Origin of the sequence: uncultured Duncaniella sp. (assembly GCF_910578445.1) — a bacterium.
Taxonomy (GTDB): domain Bacteria; phylum Bacteroidota; class Bacteroidia; order Bacteroidales; family Muribaculaceae; genus Duncaniella.
In genome coordinates this window covers 41,099-61,229 of the sequence record NZ_CAJTQC010000018.1, presented here as the reverse complement: position 1 = coordinate 61,229, position 20,131 = coordinate 41,099, and the positions used below count along the sequence as shown (strand labels likewise).

At 47.0% G+C, this 20,131-nt stretch carries 10 protein-coding genes; 1 reads left to right on the top strand and 9 read right to left on the bottom strand.

The window, feature by feature from the left end; genetic code table 11:
• Positions 1-81 precede the first annotated feature (81 nt).
• Entirely contained in the window at positions 82-306 is a 225-nt protein-coding gene (locus tag QZ311_RS08430) for a hypothetical protein (RefSeq protein WP_297066673.1), read from the top strand.
• A gap of 216 nt (positions 307-522) precedes the next feature.
• Here QZ311_RS08430 and QZ311_RS08425 read toward each other — a convergent pair whose 3' ends face one another.
• From QZ311_RS08425 to QZ311_RS08385, 9 genes are all read right to left on the bottom strand, one after another.
• A complete protein-coding gene (locus QZ311_RS08425; RefSeq protein WP_297066671.1) occupies positions 523-1,803 on the bottom strand; it encodes a histidine acid phosphatase in 1,281 nt (426 codons plus the stop codon).
• A 98-nt stretch (positions 1,804-1,901) separates the two neighbouring features.
• Positions 1,902-3,758 (bottom strand): phosphodiester glycosidase family protein, encoded by a 1,857-nt coding sequence (locus tag QZ311_RS08420; protein WP_297066669.1) that lies wholly within the window; start codon positions 3,756-3,758, stop codon positions 1,902-1,904.
• Positions 3,759-3,874: 116 nt separating this feature from the next.
• Positions 3,875-6,610, bottom strand: a complete 2,736-nt coding sequence (locus QZ311_RS08415; RefSeq protein ID WP_297066667.1) for a hypothetical protein — start codon at positions 6,608-6,610, stop codon at positions 3,875-3,877.
• A 149-nt stretch (positions 6,611-6,759) separates the two neighbouring features.
• Positions 6,760-7,938: a hypothetical protein gene (locus QZ311_RS08410; RefSeq protein ID WP_297066664.1), complete on the bottom strand. Its 1,179-nt coding sequence runs from the start codon at positions 7,936-7,938 to the stop codon at positions 6,760-6,762.
• Between the two features lie 153 nt (positions 7,939-8,091).
• Entirely contained in the window at positions 8,092-9,963 is a 1,872-nt protein-coding gene (locus QZ311_RS08405) for a RagB/SusD family nutrient uptake outer membrane protein (RefSeq protein ID WP_297066663.1), read from the bottom strand.
• Positions 9,964-9,977: 14 nt separating this feature from the next.
• Complete coding sequence (locus QZ311_RS08400) at positions 9,978-12,785, bottom strand: SusC/RagA family TonB-linked outer membrane protein (protein ID WP_297066662.1); 2,808 nt, start codon at positions 12,783-12,785, stop codon at positions 9,978-9,980.
• Between the two features lie 24 nt (positions 12,786-12,809).
• Complete coding sequence (locus QZ311_RS08395; RefSeq protein WP_297066660.1) at positions 12,810-14,702, bottom strand: RagB/SusD family nutrient uptake outer membrane protein; 1,893 nt, start codon at positions 14,700-14,702, stop codon at positions 12,810-12,812.
• 27 nt (positions 14,703-14,729) lie between these two features.
• On the bottom strand, positions 14,730-17,975 hold the full coding sequence (locus QZ311_RS08390; protein ID WP_297066658.1) for a TonB-dependent receptor: 3,246 nt from the start codon (positions 17,973-17,975) through the stop codon (positions 14,730-14,732).
• A 296-nt stretch (positions 17,976-18,271) separates the two neighbouring features.
• Positions 18,272-20,116, bottom strand: coding sequence for a hypothetical protein (locus QZ311_RS08385; RefSeq protein ID WP_297066656.1), 1,845 nt, complete (start codon positions 20,114-20,116; stop codon positions 18,272-18,274).
• Between the last annotated feature and the right edge of the window lie 15 nt (positions 20,117-20,131).

The following is a 20,131-nucleotide window of genomic DNA, read 5'->3' as shown; positions in this document are numbered from 1 at the left end:
TCGTGTCGGACAATCAATTGACGTTGTTCTGATTTCTTATATCGAACTCACGTTATTTATGACAAACCCCTGTATGATCATGTGGCAGCGATAGGGATAAAGGGAATAATCTCAAAAGAATTTGAACCGGAAATCAGGCGTCGCGCAGAGCTATTCTGGAGAGTGGTCCACCCCGAAGATACAATCATTCCATTTGATGCATTTATCGAAGAATACAACGTTCCAGTCACAGCTCCCGCCACTTTCAAAAGCAAGGAAGAGATAAAGCGATTGATTCAGGCGGTAGAAGAACAGCAAAAGGATTAATCCCTATACAATAGATTGACATACGTATAACTTGCTAATATCAGGTATATAATCCATTCTTCAACGAGGAGGAGTATAAAGTTATCATTTTCAATGTAAATCTCTCATAATCAACAGAAGCAGTGTCGTAATAATGGTTTACGGCACTGCCTCTGTTTTTATTTTGACCGGTCTACGTCAATGGAAACCTACATGAGCCATTACAAAATCACGTTATTATTCCATAAACTTCTTCTCAAACGCATTAAGTTTACTCTCATAATATGAGCGCACATCATCCCACCTGTAGTAAGGATAAGAAGATGTTTTTATAGGGAACGGCACTTCTTTTTCATTCAAAAGTATCTTGACTAAAACATCACCATCAGATTCCGGCAACGAACCGTCATGGTCTATTTCCTTACGGATAGGACGATAAAATATAATCTGCATATTTGAAGCCATCGGGAAAAATTCAAAATTCCTCCAGTTATGAGCCAACATATCGATGTTGTCTGTCGAGTAGTCAACATTATTTATCTCCATAAGCGTAATCAAAGGCAACAATACAGATTCATGGCCGAAACGCAAATTAGCTCCCACCTGCTTTGAGACTACAGCCGAGTCCGCGCCCTCAATTATACTTCTCAATAAGTAACGTTGGGAGTATGGCACACGCCCTGATGTCAAAGGTGTGTTGCATGCCGTCACATACCACTCCGCATTACGCTCGATCCATTCATCAGACAACTCCTTGGGTGTAAAAAAGTCATACAAATCATAGAGATTATCATGGCTTTGAGAATTAACGGCCACTTCAAAGACAGATTTAAATACGCCACGGCTATCAATCGAATCCTTTGCCCAGTCCTCATCGCTGAATACTAATCCCATAAACGAAGAAATATCCCTCGGACGGCCGGCAAACTCATTGGCCACCTCAGAGGTAGCCTTGGCAATTAACTGTTGGGCATTAGAATCAAGATGATTATAGTTCAATGTATTCTGTGTCGCCATAGATGCGTCAAAGTTAATTTTAAGCCCCGGTTCGATTGTCTGCAGTTCGGCAACTTCATTAGCCATTGAAAGGATACAACGTATGACAACCGTTGAGTTGGCATTGACATAGCTTCCCTTGCGATATATTTCAGGAAAATTTTTAGCCATGCGCCGTGCTATCTGCCGGTGCTGACGATGACCCAGCGGAGTCAGTTCGCCGGCCCGGTTCTTTGCAGCCTGACTTATATTCTCAAGCTCACGAAGTAAAAATTTCCCCTTCTCTGTAAGTTTATCCTTCATCAAAGCCTGCCGGAGATATTCAACCGGCTTTGTATAAAGCTCATCGGCTGTAAGCCACCGGCTGCCATGACGGCCATAGTGTTCCATATGAAAAGCTTCATAACCCGCCGGGGCAGGCGTAAGCGCAGGGACATTATCATCAGTCACCGGATAAGCGTAATACTGACTTCCGGCCTGATAACGGTCTATTGTCTGCGACGAGGCTTGATGACAAAACATGATGCCTGCCAAGACAACAAGCATAAAAATAAAAACTCTATTCATAAATTATGACACCTCAATATTATTAAAAATCACATCTGAATTCCCAGTCACCCCTACCCGACATAAAGACGCGTCGAGAAGCGACCTTTAGAAGATACAGCAGTTACAATATACATCCCCGGAGTCAAGGGGGAATTAATCATGTGGCTGTCAACATCGTCCAGAGACTGTCGGAATATCAGCTGTCCGGTCAGACTATAGATTTCAATCTCAGACATGAGCGGACATTCAATCTTGACGGGCCATCCGGAAGATACAACCGAAGGAATCAACGTCAATACACCTTCGTCGCTATCAGAGGTGACAGAGCCTATTGCCGACAGCGCACCTCCGACTGAAACCTGACGCGTCACACTTTTGTCGCCATAAGTGACCGTAAGCGTACCGAATGCAGGGATAGAAGAGGCTTTCAAAGTGTTGCCTTCAACTACACCCACCCCATCGGAGCATTTGAGTGCGTAATCCGACGAAACAATCCCGAGCAATGAACCGTAGTGGTTATAGAGGAGTAATTCGGGAGTAAATGTCGCTCCGAGAGGCAACGATATCACATCTCCGGGATAATCAATCTCGACTCGCGACACCTCCGTATCGACAGGCGAATCATCGAATACCATCAGACAATTGGCAACCGCGCGAGGCGTAGACTCAGTTGTCTTGTTGACTATGGCATCTGTCACATAGAGCTCAGCCGAGCCACCGCCGTCGCACTGCATCATGTTCGTGCAGCCGAAATGACGTGCTATCTGCGCAGCCTTGGCGGTACTGAGTCCGGCTGATTTCCCATATATCGGATCTGTCGACTTGTCGATTACCATCATGTAGAGTGTCTTGTGATCGTCAGACGTGCCGTAGAGTGAACGGGAATATGTCATGCTGTCATAGTCAGACGCTCCGCAAAGCGAAAGCACCTCACTGTCGCGCATCATAAGCAGATTGCCGCCGATAGCTGTCTCCACGAGAGGATAGACCGGTGATGACGAAGGTGAGAACTGAAAGGCATATTTAAGCGAAACGGTGTCGCCCACCTTGACATTGGCAAGCTTTATGCGTCCGTTGCCACGGCCAACTATCGCGAGATCGTGAGTCCCGAGAGTCCCTGTCCCGGCATCGTTACGGATTTCCTTGACAGTAAAATTGATGAAACGGCCACCAATCCACTCCTCTCCTTCGGCGAGGTCAAGGATGACTTCTGTCGCATCGCCACCGTCTGCAAGCTGATAGAATCCTGAAGCATCAAGCTCTGATGAAATCGGACGAAATTTGGTCTCCGCACCATAGAAACTGTTATATATCCCAATCTCATCCGGGTGGACTCCCTTGTTACACTGACTGACGGTGTAGAGCGCTATACCATTATTAATGCGCAACACTACCGAAGGGAGACAATAGTCAATATAAACCTCCTTGTCGGGCGATACGGACATAAGTCCCGTCACTTGCAGCGGTCCTCCGAAAGCCATCTCGGAAGACATGTTGCACTCGGTGACCATCTTGCCATTACGGATGGAGACATTACGCGTCTGCGATGAAAACAGTTTACCATCGGGACTTTGCGAACTCACGGCCCAGAAGTTGGCGTTCTGACCGGCGATAGCTTTATGGCCCGGTGCAGAAAGGCGCGAGGCGGCACTGACAATCTTCTCAGTACCCTTGGCACTTTCATTGGCCACGGAATTTTCGACACGCACATATTCATTGGTCATATCGGTGATGACCATGTTGACATTCAAAGGTATCTCCGGAAAACGCAGACGCAGATAGGTCGTACCCGGTCCAATCTGTCGCTCAATCAGTCGGTCCATCTGATATGATTTGCCGTCTATGGTCACATTTTCAGCCTTTAAATAAGAAGAAAACGTAAGCAAACAACCGGCCATGACGCCTAACAGACATTTATCAAGTCTCATAGTTAATCTTCAATTTATTATTCAAATTTTATTTCTAAAAGACAGCATAAGGGCATAAAGGCTTTGAATCGCACATTATGCCCTTTTGCCTGAGGGGAGTGGAGATTTTCAATCGTTTACTTCACGATAAATTTTTTCCCGTTACAGATATAGATACCGGGAGCAAGCGGTTCTCTGCATTCGATGCCCATAAGGTTGAAGATGCGATTGTCGGCAGGACGCTCGTCTTCTCCGATGATGTCGATAGAGCTCTGAGCACCTGCAGGCGTGATGAGCAGGTTGTCGAAATTCCAAGGATAGCAGAGCGAAGTGACGGTCAGCTTATATGTACCGGCCTTAAGTTTCACGTCGCGATAATCAGGAGTTTCGTTATAGGCCGGAGTCAGACCGTCATCGCTGCCGGACTTAGGCCAGAAATAGAGTACGTTCGACGTGCTACCGTCGGCTTCCTTTGTAGAAATCCAACGGTCCTTGTCAGCAAGAATTGCTTCGAACTCAGCGCCATCCTCGCTAAAGACAACAGGAACAGCGGGACGCAAAGGCTGATTGAAAGGAGTAAGCTCATTGCCGTCAATTGCAAGAATCATCGAGGCCGCATACTGTTTAGGCCAGTTAAGAGACGGATTGCCGTCGATAGCATACTGATAGCCCGGGGCGACACCTGTCGAGGCGACACGTCCGTATTCGCTCCAATCAACCGCATGCTTCACTGAAATATCAACATCCATATCGACCGGGACAGTAATGGTGTAGTTAAACACCGAACCCCAGTTTGCGATAGCCTCCTCGCGCGAGATTGTGCGGTTGCCATCGGCAGGGATGATTGCAGAGTAACCGTCCCAGCGCGGATCACCCATCGCAGCGATATAGTGTCCTCCCGATGCCTGCTGGTCATGAGTGATAAAGACATCGTCAGCATCATCGCGATATTCAGATGTCTCATAGAATGGGACATCAGCAATATCTGTCTCAGGTTCATCCTCACTCACGAGATAGAGCACGAAACGGCCGGGCTTTAGTTCATATTCCTTTGTTCCGGCAGCGTCGGCTTCAGTAGTGCCGTCAATCAGGACACGTTTAACTGCAATTTCTTTCTCGATAGTAACTTTCTGAGTGTTGTGGATATCGCCGTTGAGCACCATCATGAAAAGATTCGTTCCGTTTTTGAGCATCGACACGCATACACCCTGTCCGTCAGAAGTCACCGAGTTAACTCCTTCGGGAAGCATTTCTTTGGTCAGACGGGTGCAGCCCATCGGAGTCTCGGCATTGGTATGGCCCGCTCGTAGGAATTCAGCGCCAAGGAATACCCATGTCAGAGCATGGATGTCGCGGTTTATGTTCTGAACCATATACCAGACCGGAGTCTTCTCATTGTTGACATCAATGGGAGCATCGTAATACACATAACCGTCATACGGATTGGGACATTTGTAGGTGAAATACTGTACACCCTGAGCACCATAGGCAAGATTACCGAAAATCTGAACGCGCATATGATCCTCTTCCGGTGTCGGGTACGACACTCCTGCCTTGCCACAGTTTGATGCAACGGAATGAGCGAAAGCCCAGAAAGAAGTACGATAGTATTTTGCGAGCTTCGATACGACTTCAAGGTTATTGAAAAAATCCGGTTCGATATAGATTTCTTTCGTATCGTCATACTGACGGACCGGATAGTAGTCATAACTGATGAAACCCGTTCCGACCTCGCGCATAAAGGTGTGGACATACTCATCATAACTGGTGAAGCCGATTGCCGACATATCAGTACTGATGTTCAAGAGATTTCCATATAATATATGATCGGTGTCAAATTCCCGTATCCAGTTTACTTTCTGTGTCATCTGAGGGAAATGTTTGCGATGAGGCTCATCCATGATGAACCAGCCACCGAGACGATCGGAACTCTTGACAGAATTGACAGTTGACTGCACTTCACTATAACTGCCGAGACCGGCCTTGCAGATCATGCTGAGTTCAGTCCCTTCGCGGAGATTTATTTTCACCCCGTTGACTTCCTCGCCGTCAAAAAGAAAAGCCTTATCGACACCGGGCCACGCTGTGCCCTGAGTGATGGTAAAACCACAGTCCCATAGTTCCTGATATTGCTTTTGGAGAAAAGCCGGTGCTTCGTCACCTTTACCACCCTCAAAATCAACAGAGCCCCATGCATAGATAGGGAAATACTTTCCTGTCGGATGTCGGTAGAAGGTATTAAGCGCGGGGAGCTGATTCTGACGGGAAGAGTGTCCGGACTTTGTATCCGCCGCGCCGTTAAAGTCTTCAGCTTCGATTATGTTTTCGGCATCAGCATTCAGACTCAAATCCTTGAAAGGAAATTCGTTTACATCGTAGCGTATATTGCGCACCTGAATCGCACCCCCGACAGGAAGACCGGGGAAACGTATGTCCTGATACTGTCCGGCTTTGTTGAGGAAGCGTACGGTGGTGGCAGTGCGCTGCGTGGTGAGGTCGACACGATATGTTTTCCACTCATCAGAGGCTGTCATCGAACGGTCAAGCGTCTGCGTACGCGTTGCAGAACCAAGAAAGACCTTATACATCACCATGTCTATGTTACTGATGTCATGTGTCGAACGGTATTCAAAACAAAGAGCGGTATATTGAGAAGGAACTGCCTCTGTAATGGTGTTGAGTCGGAAAGTCGGAAGGTATGCACCGCCATCATTTTTCTCACATGTCAGAGTCCATGTGTCGGTCTGGGCATCATAGTCAGACGAGAATCCTGAAGTAAGCGGAATCTCGGCAATCGTCATAGGATATCCCTGAGCCATGGACATCAATGGCAAGGAAATGGCTAAAGCCATTAAAAGCAATCTGATTTTCATGGGTTTGTTTGTTGAGAGGAAGAGGGGTTAAAAATATATCGGACAGAAGAACCTAAAAACAAACGGGGTTCTTATTGTTCTTCCGCCCGATATGAATTAAATTGGGTTGCCGGTTAATGAACGGACAAACCTATAGGCATCTTTTCAGCTTATTTTACAATAAACTTCTTGCCGTTCTGGATATAGATACCGGGGGCGAGAGGAGCTTTGCACTCTACACCCATAATGTTGAAGATGCGGTCGTCGGCAGGACGTTCGGGAGCAATTGTAATATCCTCAATACCTGACTGGGTGGCATTAATCCAGCGGACATTCTTGACCCAAAGCATCGAAGTTTCGGGAAGACCTGTGCACTGTACCCAAAGGAAATGGTTGCTGCCGAAGACAGACGCAAAACCAATCTGATTGATTTCCTTGGAAAGATCGAATTTAATGGTCTTCCAATCAGCTTCATATATTTCCTCTTCAGGAGTTCCTTCAAGATTTTCGGTAGCAGCAACGACAGTCATATCAGTGTAATCAAGCTTTTTGTGGAGATACACTTTCGGAGCAAAGGATTCTCCTGTGAGCTTATAATCAAAGCAGAATGTTGTGCAACCTTCGGGAAGAGGTCTTACAAGGTTTGAAGACTGGAGGATAGGATTGCCACCTGAACGGACGTAGATGTCACTGCCACCGTCCATGTCGGGATCGAAGTCTTTTGAAAAATCGGCGTTGGGAAGAGAGAATGCGTCAAGAACATCACCGGCAGTTGCCTGATTCTTGCACTCGGCAGTTGCTTCTTCAATGGTCATAAGACGGATATTCTTCACTGTAAGAGCCCAACCTTCAGCCTTGTTGGCATCGTTGGTAGAAATCCAGAAGTAGTTCTTGGCATAGTCGCTCTCACTACCCCACTGGTTATTACGGACGATCGGCATGTAGACGGTCTGATATTCATCAGAAACAAGGAGTAACGGACCATGAGCCTGATCGATATAGATGTTGTTATATTCGTGCTGGAATACAACGAGGTTGTTAATCTGACGGTTTGTCTTGTATTCGAATGCGAGGATGGTATATTCCATCGGGCACGGAGATGTGAGCTTCTGGGTACGAAGCCATACACCGCCATCGGCATAAGCATTGGTCGTCACAGTGATAGCGCCGTCTTCGTCAAAAATAGGCTTACCGTTTTCGTCAATGGGATATTCCATATGACCACCGTTTTCAGGAACTATTTTATTATCGACGATGTTGCCGGAGTCGCGGAAATAGATCGGATAGACAGCCGATGCCTGAAGTGTAGCTGCTAAACAAGCCAGCGATAGTAAAGATTTTAAGTTCATAATAATTTGTTTTAAGGTTAATGATTTGTAGTTTGGAACTGAGTTTGATGTTGAGGTTTGATTATCCTTTGATTGAACTATCACAGGAGCAGTGCTCCGGAAGTTGTCATTCATATCAAGGAAAGGGACTGTTCAATAGTCGGAAGGTATATATCACCAACCCGGATTCTGGAAATTCTGGCCGGTAGCCAACTGGAGGGCAGTGGCTTCCTTGCCGGGAACGGGGCAGCGGAGAAATTTATCGGTAGTGGCAGTGCGATGATTCACGACATAACGCCGGTAACCGGTACATGTACGATATTCTATTCCGTTTTCAGGATCGGGAATAAAATTGCCATTCTCATCGCGGTCAAAATCGAGATCACCGTTTGAATTGAATGCGAGTTTTGTAACTGTTTCACCTACAGGTTGCATACCGGTTACGACGCCGGTCTCTTCAAGAATCCTCCAGCGACGGACATCAAAGAAACGATGATCCTCAAAGGCCAATTCGACACGGCGCTCGTTGCGGACACGTATGCGGAAATCATCCTTGCTTATGCCATAGGGGATACGGGGCATCCCGACACGTGTACGGACAGCGTTGACAGCATCGACTGCATCATTTGGTGCGGTTGAAGCGACAGAAGCCTCGTTGGCCGCCTCGGCATAGTTGAGATAAAGCTCTGCGAGACGATAGACTCGGTAATAACCGTCCATCTGTGCCGTACGCGACGACGTGATGTTGAAATATTTATGTAGATAATATCCTGTGCGGGTATAGAGGATATTTGTCATTGAGGCATTGTATTTCGAACCCTCACCGGTGTAGATGGTGGGCTGGGGACGGTTGTCAAGAAGATGGACGTGAGCACCGTTGTAGTAGACGGTCGACTTGAGGCGCGGGTCACGGTTTGCATAGGGATCGCTCTCATCGTAGAGAGTGGCCTCGGGATTGATGATTGGCTGCATGTGATCGGAATCAGAGTAGCCGAGTATGGGAAGCTTGCCGTCGATGGTCTCATAGGAGTCAATCAGCTCCTGAGAAGGGCACGAACCGGCCCGGAGATGTCCGGCAAGGATAGGAGCGGCGTTGTATTGCCACACGTTACACTGCGAGATTCCAAGTATGGTTTCCTTGTCGTTTGTGCCGTTGACATCAGGTTTCCGCTGAAAAAGGAGGTCATAGGCACAGTTCGATATAAGATTTTCGTTATCAGACGCTGAAGGCGAAGTGGTGAAAAGCGCATATCCGTTTCTCACGCAGTCATCAAGAGTTGTCTTGCATATTTCAGCGGCATCCGCCCATGAGATTGAACCGTCATTATTGAGGGGTGATGCGGCATAGAGCGCAGCTTCCGACATAATAGCGCTGACAATGGCCTTATTGATTCGCTTCAGGTCGCTGTCGGATGACCCTGAACGCCAGTCGATGTAGTCGCAGGCAAGCACCTCGTTACAATCGGAAATGATCTGACGCACTACATCGGAAAAGCTTGCAGGACGCACCTTTGAGTAATCGTAGTCGGAATCATCTTTCTGATCAAGAATCAGAGGAACGCCCCCATAGATTTTTGCGAGCTGGAGATAATAGTAGGCACGCAGACCGAAAGCCTCTGCACGATAGCGCCGGCGATTGCCATCTTCAAGGATATAGGCATTATCGATATTGTGGATAAGGATATTACAGTTGGCAATACCTTCATAGTATGTTTCCCATTTATCGAGAGCTGTAAGTGGATTGTTGGAAATGGTAGCGAGGCCATTGTTCCACTGTGCCATAGGACCACCTTCAACATCGTCGACATCATGGGCGTTGTCTGTAGCGGCATCAAGGAAAGACTTGTTTGTTCCATAGGCCGAACCAAACGAAGCACTCGTCATCGGCAAATAGCAATTGTTGAGCCATCCTGCCGTCTGAATTTCGCTTTGGAAAATTTCATCAAACTTTATCGAGCCGTCTGGATAGTCGTTGATTTCGGTACATGAGGCCATTGCAACAATCAGAGAGGCAATCGGCACAATAGTCCTGATATAGTGTTTCATCGGTGTGGTCTGATTTAAAAGTTAATGTTAAGGCCAAAGTTAAACGAGCGATAAACTTTAGTGTAGACTTGGGCAACCTCCGGGTCAAGTCCTTCAAACTTCATGTTGTCCCAAGTAAAAAGATTCTGGGCAGCAACATAGAAGCGAAGTTTTGACATTCCTATCCGCGAGACAATCTTATCGGGAAGAGAATAGCCAAGTGTGGCATTCCTGAGGCGCAGATAATCAAGTTTAGACACATAGAACGCATTAGGCTGAAGACTTGAAGAAGATGATGACGACAGAGCGGGATAGCCGATATGACGTCCCTCGGCATATCTTTCTGCAGTCCATGCGCTCTGATGAATCGGCATATAGACTCCCTCGGTGGTGACACCGTCAACGAATTCTGCCACCCCGACACTCTTGTTAAGGAGCACGGACCGACCTCCCTCACCGACAAAATCGAGATATAGGTCAAACCCTTTGTAGTCAAGCTGGACAGAAGCACCATATTCTATACGAGGCATATCGTAGACTCCATCAAGCGGAGCGTAGTCCCCTTCATCGATGATTCCATCGTCATTAAGATCCTTGAATTTAAGGTCGCCGGGGCGGGGTTGCTTGCCGGTATAACGAAGATTTGAATTGTCGATTTCCTGCTGAGAGTTATAAAATATCGACCCGTTCGAACTGTCTATAAGATAGCCCCACTGCTGACCGATAGCATAACCTGTCTTTCGGTAAGGATAGGCATAGCCGGCATTCGCATATGAAAGCTCGCTCGCCGTCACCCAATGGTTCTTGTTCCACCCCATCTGCCCGGAAGCGGTTATGCCAAGTCCACACGCCAGCTGAGTGCTATATGTCAGACCAAGATCAACACCAGTGTTAAACACCTTGCCGGAATTGGTAAACGGTCGATTCTCTGTCTTTATACCACCGAGTGTAGGTATGAGTTCCGACTGAAGAAGGACACCATCCTGATTTGTCCGCCAGTAGTCGAAATTTATATGGAATTTATCGCAGAATCCAAGGTCAAAACCATAATTCTGCTGTTTTGATTTCTCCCATCCGATAGCCGGATTGCCACGACGCATATTCAACACACCGTAACCCGAATAGATGCCGGAAATACCGCCGACCGAGGCGCGATATACATTATTGTACAGATAACGGGAATCCTGATCACGAAGTGAGTCATAGAAAAGAGCTCCATATGAGGCCCGGAGTTTCAGGTAGGTGACAATGTCGTTTCTGAACCAGCTTTCTTCAGAAGGAACCCATGAAGCAGACACTGTCGGGGAAAAATGGAACTGATTGCCCTCTGCCAACATTTCAGAACCTGCATAATTGAAATCAAACTGAAGGAAATAGCGGTTCTTGAAACCATATTTAGCCTCTCCGGCAAGCTGTATGCGATTTGTCGGAAGAATGAAGGCATAATTATACCATTTTTCAGCGTCACCGCGATAATCTTCAGACGTGTAATGTATTAAAGCATCCACAGAGTGATCCTCCGCAAAAACACGGCTATAATTTAACATTGCCTGAATATCCATGTAATAATTAGTAGTCGTGCCTTTGGCCCATGACAGCGGTGTTTCTACGTTACTGCCCCAAGGCTCGTATGATTGGGTATTTTCATTATACACGACACGGCCATAGTCATGGATGCCGCCTCTGATGCCATTATAAATCGAGCTATAACCGAAAATGCCCTTAAACGAAAGTCCTCTGGTGATGAAATCAAGCTTAAGGTCAAACCCGATATTAGCTGCGAGATCAGTACGTGTCATCTGGTTGACACCACCATAGTTGATAGCACCACGCAATGGATTGGCATAACCTTCATTTGTAATCACCCCTCCATCAGGTGTGACACCGTCTTCAACCCAGTTGGGCGTGGTATAAAGCAATTTATAAATCTCAGTTCCTCCGAGATAAGCGGCGTTGACACGGCGCACACCGATATTGGTATTGGCAAATGCCCGCATCCACGGGGTTATATCGACATCAAGATTCGAAACAACGGTAAAACGGTTGGTATAGTCCGACGGATTGTACTTATCATCATATGTGGTGTTGTAACGTCCTGATTCACGTGCAAAACCCACATTAATATAGAAGCGGACTTTCTCAGAACCTGCCCCGACCTGAACATTATATTTCTGGAACAACATATCGTCCATATACATATCACGCCAGTCATTGTCGGTTGCCGTCCCATCCCTGAACGCCGTCAGCTGAGCGTTTGTAAACTTAGGAGCAAGACCATCATTCGTCAGAGCAAAGTTGCGCAACACAGCCTGACCATACGAATCAAGCATATCCGGATTCCGGGTGGCTTTCTCGATTCCGAAATTGGCTGAAACATTGACACTCATCGAATTGTTCTGACCATGTTTGGTCGTGACGATAACCACACCCTGTGCGCCTTGTGGCCCGTAGAGAGCTTTAGCTGCCGCATCCTTAAGTATGGTAACCTCGGCAACGGTGGTAGGGTCAAGATCGGCAAGCGACATAAACGGCATCGGAATCCCGTCGAGCACCACAAGGGCATCAGTCGCGTAGGGAGAACTCTGTCCGCGGACCACCCCATTGTACCAGCCTGAAAGTTTTCCACGAATGGCACTCTCAAGCGATGTCCCTTTCCATTTATCAATAGCCTCAGCCTTCACCGACGACTGAGCGCCCGTATAGCTGTCGCGTGTATCCTGATAACCAAAAGCAGCCTGAAGTTCCTGCTGTCCGTAAGGAATAGAATCGGGCTTGATGCCAGCCATCGCTGTGAGCGAGGCTGAAACCATAAATATCGGAATTATATTTTTCTTGTGAATCATGATAGTGTAGGTTTGTTGTGTGGATTACTCCCAACCGGGGTTTTGCCAATAGTCTGCACCAAAGCCTGTGAGCGACCCGAGCGTGCTTGCTTCTTTCAGCGGAATCGGAACGAGGCGATATTTTGCGGCAGAGCAGTATTTGCTCAGACCTTTTCCCTGCTCCTTACCTAAAGGGAAACGGACATATACATATTTTTTACCATTTTTGTGAATCCACATTCCGGTATTATAACGTTCCTCCTTTATGTCCTCATCCGGCCTGCCCCACCTACGGCAGTCGAAATAGCGGTGTTCCTCGAATGCAAGCTCGACTTGTCGCTCATGGCGTACGATAAGCCGCGCATCATTCTGGCCTGATGCAACCTTGTCCACAGCAGCTGCAAACCCTGCACGATGACGAATTTCATTGACCAGATTCATGGCCTCAGGAATCTTGTTGGTTTCCACCGCACATTCTGCCAGATTCAGATAAATCTCGCCAAGACGATAATATTTCCAGTTTCCTTCATCCTTCATCTGACCGGGAGTCACTTTATAGGTATGATATTTATTGTTATAATAACCGGTACGGGTGTAGCGCTGTGATGTGATATCAATCTTCGCGTTACCGCTTCCCGATGCGAAGTCGGACTCCTTTCCATCCCATGTAGTCTCATTGTTCCAAGTCTCTACAGTTTTGTTCAACACACCGGTGTTGAGTTTCGAACCGTTATATATGACCGACGCATAGAATCGCGGGTCACGACCTTCATAGGGAGCTTCAGGGTTATAACCTGATTTTGAATTTATATTGATATCCGAATGCTTCTCATCGACATACGGATTGGCGAGATCGTAGATAGGCTCACCCGTAGCAAGCATATCGTAGGCATCGACAAGCTCCTGAGTAGGGATACATCCTGCCTGATGTGTCTCCACTGCAAAAATAGGCACACCATTGATGGTGGAATGATTGACGCCCCAATTGAGCGGACTGCCCCAGATTGTCTCCTTATCATCAGCTTTTGAGCCTGCATAACTGCGCGATGCGAAATATTCCTGATAGCAGTTCGCATACGACTTGTTGTCGACAAGGTGGGTATAGAGCTCATAACCATTGGCTATGAGAAGATCAAACGCTTTCTTATTTTTCTCATAAGCATATTGCCACAAATCCTGATCTTTACAGAATAGCGGGCTCGCAGCAAAGAGCGAAGCCTGAGAGATAATTGCACAGGCGATTCCTTTGGTCATTCGGTTTTTCTGCTGGACAGCTGTGATTTTCCACGGAAGATTGGGGCTTTCAAGAGCTGCCTCACATTCGCTGACAATATGCTGTAACACTTCCCATGCAGCCTTACGTTCCATGCCCGCATATGAAGAATTCACGTTGAGGACATCTGTCACTATCGGCAGGTCACCATAGAATTTCACTAATTGCAGGTAGTAGAACGCCCTTAACACACGTGCTTCCGCAGTGCACAACTCCCGTTCTGTTTCGCTTTCGAACACAGCATGAGGGAAATTCTTGAGACAGTTGTTAAGGATACGGACCATAGCCCAATAGCGTACCCAGTATCCGCCATCCCACTTACCTTGTGTGGTGTCATCCCACTCGAACCGATGTTTGGTGCTGTTGCAGTTGCCGGCATAAAGGTCAGAGATAATCAATGGCTGGTATTCCGCAGTCGACCATCCCTCGTCGGCCATATCGATAAGGAAGTTGTCAAAGAAATAATACATAAACATCTTCTGCGGGATATGTGACCATGCCGAAGCAAAGTAATCTTTGGTGTTTTCCGGAGTCTGAAACACAACATCAAGTGTCATACGGCCATCAGGCGTGACATCAAGGTCATCCTGACACGAGGACATAGACAATCCTCCACCACAAATCGCCGAGACAATTATGAATATATTTATAAAATGTTTTTTCATGATCTGAAAATATATTGGGAAATATTCTTAGAGGTCGATCGACAGACCGGCAGTATAGGTTTTCATCAGCGGATAAGCCGAAAATCCATTCTGTTCGGGGTCAATCATCTTGGTATGTAGTTTGTTCCATGTATGGAGATTGTCGGCGCTCATATATATTCGCACATTGCTCATACCTATTTTCTTTGTCAGTTTCTGTGGCAGAGTGTAACCGACTGTAAGGTTCTTGAGACGGATATATGACGCATCCATCGTGTAGTAATCATTCGTGGTATGGCTCGATGTGTCGACAAGCGAGAGTCGAGGATGGGTGATGGTTTCACCGGCCGCATAGCGCTCGTCGCTCCAGCGATTGTCACACATATCAGAGAAGAAAACAGTTCCGAATCCTTCATACATCACCTGACTGCCGAAATAACGGGTATATTTTCCTACGCCCTGAAGCATCACTGAAAAATCAAACCCATATGCGTTACCTCCGAATGTCAGACCATATGAAATCCGCGGTAGAAGACTCGAATATCCTATCGGTGCTATATCCTTTTGGTCAATGATTCCGTCATTATTAAGATCCTTATATACGAAGTCACCACGTTTTGGCTGAATGCCGGAGTATGTGAGTCCGCGCAATGCAATCTGTTCGTCAGAATTATAGAACCCGGTCCCGTCAAGTCCAAGCTCAGGATTTACCGAACGGTCTATAAGATAGCCGAACTGCTGTCCGATGCTGAATCCTTCAGTCCGATAAGGATAGGCATAGTCATCACCAAGATATACCTCATCAGCGTTGATAACGATATTCTTTGCATAGGAGAAGTTTCCTGAGAGGAAGAAATCAAGATTTTTGTTTATCGAATAGTTATAGCGGCCGGAGATTTCATAACCGGAATTCCTGACCTTACCGAAATTGGAACGCGGAAGTTGCGTTGTGGTCAGGCCACCGAGACTTGGAATTGTGTTGCGCGAGATAAGAATATCGGAACGCTTCTCATAAAACCAGTCGAATGTCACGTCCAAGTTTCGGAACAGTGTGAAATCAACAGCGTAATTCTGTTTCCATGCTGTTTCCCAATGAATATCAGGATTACCGATGAGACTTTCATAGATGACACCCGTACCGTCGCCGGCGCTTGTGAGCGAGCCCGGAATCATAATGGCATCCTGTGGATGGTAGATGAATGGAATTTTCGAGTTATTGTCGAGATAGAGGAATCTATGATTCTGACGAATTGCCTCGTCTGCTCCGGCATAAAGTTCATCATTACCGACTTTCCCGACCGAAGCACGGAATTTCAGTTTGGTCAGCCAACCGGCTTCAGCAAGAGGCTGCATGAATTTTTCGTTTGAAGCTACCCAGCCAAGCGAAAATGCAGGGAAGAAACCAAAACGATGACCGGGAGCAAACTGCTCAGAACCGTTATATCCGATATTGACCTCAGCAAGATAACGGGAATCGAACGCATAGGTGAAACGTCCGGCAAGACCAATCATCTTATACGGAATCGAACCAAGAATGTTTTCCTTCTCGTCGCGCTGGAAGAGAACCATACCGGTCACATTGTGAATCTTGTTGAAAGTGCGGTTATAGTTAATCTGAGCCTGCACATTCATGAACCATCGGCTAATATCGGCACGTGAAAGCGCAAGCTGGCCGTCGTCTTCGGAATTACCCTCCATCGTGAAAACCGGGTGGTCATATCCTCCGGGGTTGAGATCGTAGCGGTAACCTGAAAAGTCCTTGCTGCCCATTGTCAGCTGCTGCGCATATGTCTCAAATGAAATCACGCCACGGGCAGAGAGGCCTTTGGTGACACGGTCGAGATTGAAATTGAGAGTTGCAATAGCGTTTGCCGATGCTTCGACAAGCAGCTTATAACCTGAACGATTGAGTTGTCCGTAAGCCGACTGGGCAAGAGAGAGCTCATTGTCCTGCACCACACGATTGCCCTTGACATAATGAAGAGCCAGAGAACCGTCGTCGCGAACACCCTCGGAAACAACAAATCCGTTTGTCTCATTTCCGGCAATCGTCAGAGGCCCCGGAACGGTAGGCTTTGAAGTCAATGCCGACCAACGCAGTCCGGCCGTATTAGATCCCGCCATATTCGCAGCAGCCTGATTGGTCTTCCTGATAGAAGAACTTACGTCGAGAGAAGCACTAATCCAGCTATTAAAGTTATAGTCAAGATTCGTGCGGATATTATAGCGGTTCATCTTCGATTGCGGATCATAACCGAGCGCATCCTTTGACTCTGTCTTATACATACCACCCTGATAGACATAACCAGCGCTGGCAAAATATTTCAATTTCTTTGAACCACCGGAGATATTAACATTGGCCTGAACCATGTTAGAATGATCTTTGAGATAGACATCACCCCAGTCCGTGTCAGGATACCAGTAGCGTATGGCCGGATCGTCCGAACCACCTGTCTTCCACAAATCATAAAGAGCCACCTGAGCATCTGTGTACTTTGGCACACCGCCGTCATTGAGAGACGCTTCATTGGCCAGACGCACAAAATCATACGAATGGCGTCCTTCGGGCCAATAGTTAAACTTCTGCATCGAGTAGTTGACCTGACCATGGACATTGACCTTACCTTCCTCACCTCGACGGGTGGTAATCAATATGACACCGTTAGCTCCGCGCACACCGAACACAGCCGTCGATGAAGCATCCTTGAGTACACTTATTGACTGAACTTCATTCGGGTCGATTTCGCTCATGGACGAGCGTGGGATTCCGTCGACAAGAATAAGAGGAGATGTTCCATTTGTCGTGGCTGCACCACGGAGAAACATTTTAACATCATCCTCGCCGGGCGCACCGCTCTGCTGCATCGTTGTGAGTCCCGGAAGCTTTCCGGAAAGTGTAGCCGCAAGATTCGGTTCGGACGATTTTTTTATCTCCGCAGCTCCGACTGCCGCTACAGATCCGGTGACAGTAACCTTTTTCTGCTGACCATAGGCCACCACAACCACTTCATCAAGATCGGTGGTTTCTGTCTCCATAGTCACATTGAGTGTAGGCGAGTCAACCGGCTTCCTGACGGTCTTATAGCCTATAAAGCTAATTTCCAATACAGGTTTTTTTGAGGTGAGCCTAAGTGTGAACTCTCCGTCAACATTGGTAAACGTCGCATTCGTGGTATTCAATTCTCGGATGGTCGCTCCTATTACAGGCTCGCCTTCGCCATCGATGACTGTACCGCTGACCACAGGGAATTCAACACCCCACAAGGCCGGAGCTGATACCAGCCAGAGCAGCATAGCCATGCAAATTGCAATGTAATGTTTTTGATGGTAGGTCATGATTGGTTGATTAAGTTTATTCGCAAAGTTAGCATCTACGATATTCACATGCTTTGTTCGTAGTTTCAACTTTATTTATATTTGTTTCATTTTTTTATCATATTTATTTGCAATATGTGCCATAATCATCATACAGCTCTGTTTATAAGCATATTACATATGTGATGTTTCTTATTTGATTTAACACTCCGCAGCATATTTCATCTTTAAAACTATGCTTTGGAGACATTTGAAAACTTCGCTTTATTTCGAGATTACTGCAATGATTCATAAAGATAGTTGAACCGTCCGCCGGGAGCTGTGTCTCCGTTAACATAGAAGTCCATGATATCGCCCGGATTCTGCATATTGTCGTTCCACTTGAACTCGAAACTGAGCTTACCATCGACACCTAAGAGAGTCTTGGGTATTGCGATTTCCAATATATTTCCGTTGACCGCATAGCGACCATTACCGACCTGTCGCCAGTCCCATGAATTTCCTATGGATTTTTCAATGCACACACCGTCGGCTGCTGGTGACTTACGGTTAACAATGAAATCATAGCCGTTCCATCCGGTAGCCTTATTACGGTCAATGTCTATAAAAAGCATCATCCAGTTCGGATCGGTCGGAGTAGTAAGAGCATCGGCCGTCTCCACACGGAAGTACACGTAGTCTCTGTCATGAGCGACCTTCGCTCCGACAATATCGTTTCGACCTGAATTATTGGTATAGTATTTGTCATAACGGCCTCTGTGGTCTCGGTGAAATGTGTTGCCACGATAAGCCTTATATTCCGGAAGCACATCGTCCCACTCATCTCTACGGCCGAGTTCTATGGTCTTTTGTGCGGATGCAGTCTGAGGTTTAGACATGCCTTTATACCGGCGGACATTATCGACAAGCTGCTGATAATAGACATCTCCTTTGTCACCCCAGCCCTTGGTCGGTTCTATGTCACGGCTATGGTCACGGTCAAACTGATCGACAAACGACAGCGGATCGCTCCACCCGTGAGCCTTGGTCCACATTCCGGATGTCCATTCATTCCATCCAGTGACGAATACCATCTGTGGTTTGAGATAACCAATGGCCCTGTCCCACTGCTCCTGAAAATTCCACCCATACAAGTAAGCATCCTCACGAGGGTCAAAGCCTTTCAGATAGCTGTAGCTCCGGCCATAAGTGTCAGGCAAATTAAACGCACAGCAATGTCCGCCACTGAGAGCGCGTGCGTTCTGGGCTATCCCGACCACACACTGCTCAAACTGTTTTGCATCTTTATCATAACAATAACCGTGAGTGGGATAAACCTCAAGCCAGCCCCATTGGTCAGAGGTCGGGTCTGAACCACAGACATAGTCGGGCTGTCCCGGACGGAAGGTAAAGAATTCGCGTATTTCCTGCTCAGTTCCTGTCGTTGCCAGATTGTCGGGATAGGCCATGATGAGTGGCTTTCCTTTCCAGTAGAACCATAAATTTTCATACTCGCCCTTACCGTAAAGTCCGCTGTAGAGATTTAAAAGCGACTTACGCGAATCTTCAGTAGGTGCAAACGGAAGCATAAAGACTATCTTTGGGACATTGACCCCGTCTTTCTGAGCCTTATCCCATGTCCTGAGCAACACACGGAACGAGTTTTCCCATATATGCGCACCGTTAGTGCAGTCAAAAAACACACAATCAATACCTGCGTCGGCAAGCATCTCGGCATGTTTGCGAAGCACCCATGGGTCAGTAGTCTTATAATAACCGAAAATAGGCTCATCCCAGTAGAAAACTCCCGGACGCTTACCCGGTTCTCCCCATGCCGGATGATTATAGTCATTCATGGCCTCCGGATGCTGACGAATCACTTCCGAGATGTTCTTGACCTCAACGGACGTATCATCATTACCACCGGCCGAATCAAAACCCTGATGCCACGTCCAGTAGAACATACCCACAAAACGGTCTTCTTTGCGGTCGCCGGCCACATCATACCCACAGGCCTTACGGCCAAGAGCATCCGTAAGCATCCAGTGGTCACTTTCGGTGGCAACTCTCCCTGATTCTGCCTTTACAGAGAGACCGGCCACAAAGACCATTAGTATCGATATAAAATTGCGATAAATCATTTGTATCAGGTATCT

What these genes read in the sequence shown, in the direction of transcription:
- QZ311_RS08385 (WP_297066656.1), bottom strand. Translation starts at nt 20,116, where the DNA reads ATGATTTATCGCAATTTTATATCGATACTAATGGTCTTTGTGGCCGGT.
- QZ311_RS08425 (WP_297066671.1), bottom strand. Translation starts at nt 1,803, where the DNA reads ATGTTTTGTCATCAAGCCTCGTCGCAGACAATAGACCGTTATCAGGCC.
- QZ311_RS08395 (WP_297066660.1), bottom strand. Translation starts at nt 14,702, where the DNA reads ATGAAAAAACATTTTATAAATATATTCATAATTGTCTCGGCGATTTGT.
- QZ311_RS08400 (WP_297066662.1), bottom strand. Translation starts at nt 12,785, where the DNA reads ATGATTCACAAGAAAAATATAATTCCGATATTTATGGTTTCAGCCTCG.
- QZ311_RS08390 (WP_297066658.1), bottom strand. Translation starts at nt 17,975, where the DNA reads ATGCTGCTCTGGCTGGTATCAGCTCCGGCCTTGTGGGGTGTTGAATTC.
- QZ311_RS08410 (WP_297066664.1), bottom strand. Translation starts at nt 7,938, where the DNA reads ATGAACTTAAAATCTTTACTATCGCTGGCTTGTTTAGCAGCTACACTT.
- QZ311_RS08405 (WP_297066663.1), bottom strand. Translation starts at nt 9,963, where the DNA reads ATGAAACACTATATCAGGACTATTGTGCCGATTGCCTCTCTGATTGTT.
- QZ311_RS08420 (WP_297066669.1), bottom strand. Translation starts at nt 3,758, where the DNA reads ATGAGACTTGATAAATGTCTGTTAGGCGTCATGGCCGGTTGTTTGCTT.
- QZ311_RS08415 (WP_297066667.1), bottom strand. Translation starts at nt 6,610, where the DNA reads ATGAAAATCAGATTGCTTTTAATGGCTTTAGCCATTTCCTTGCCATTG.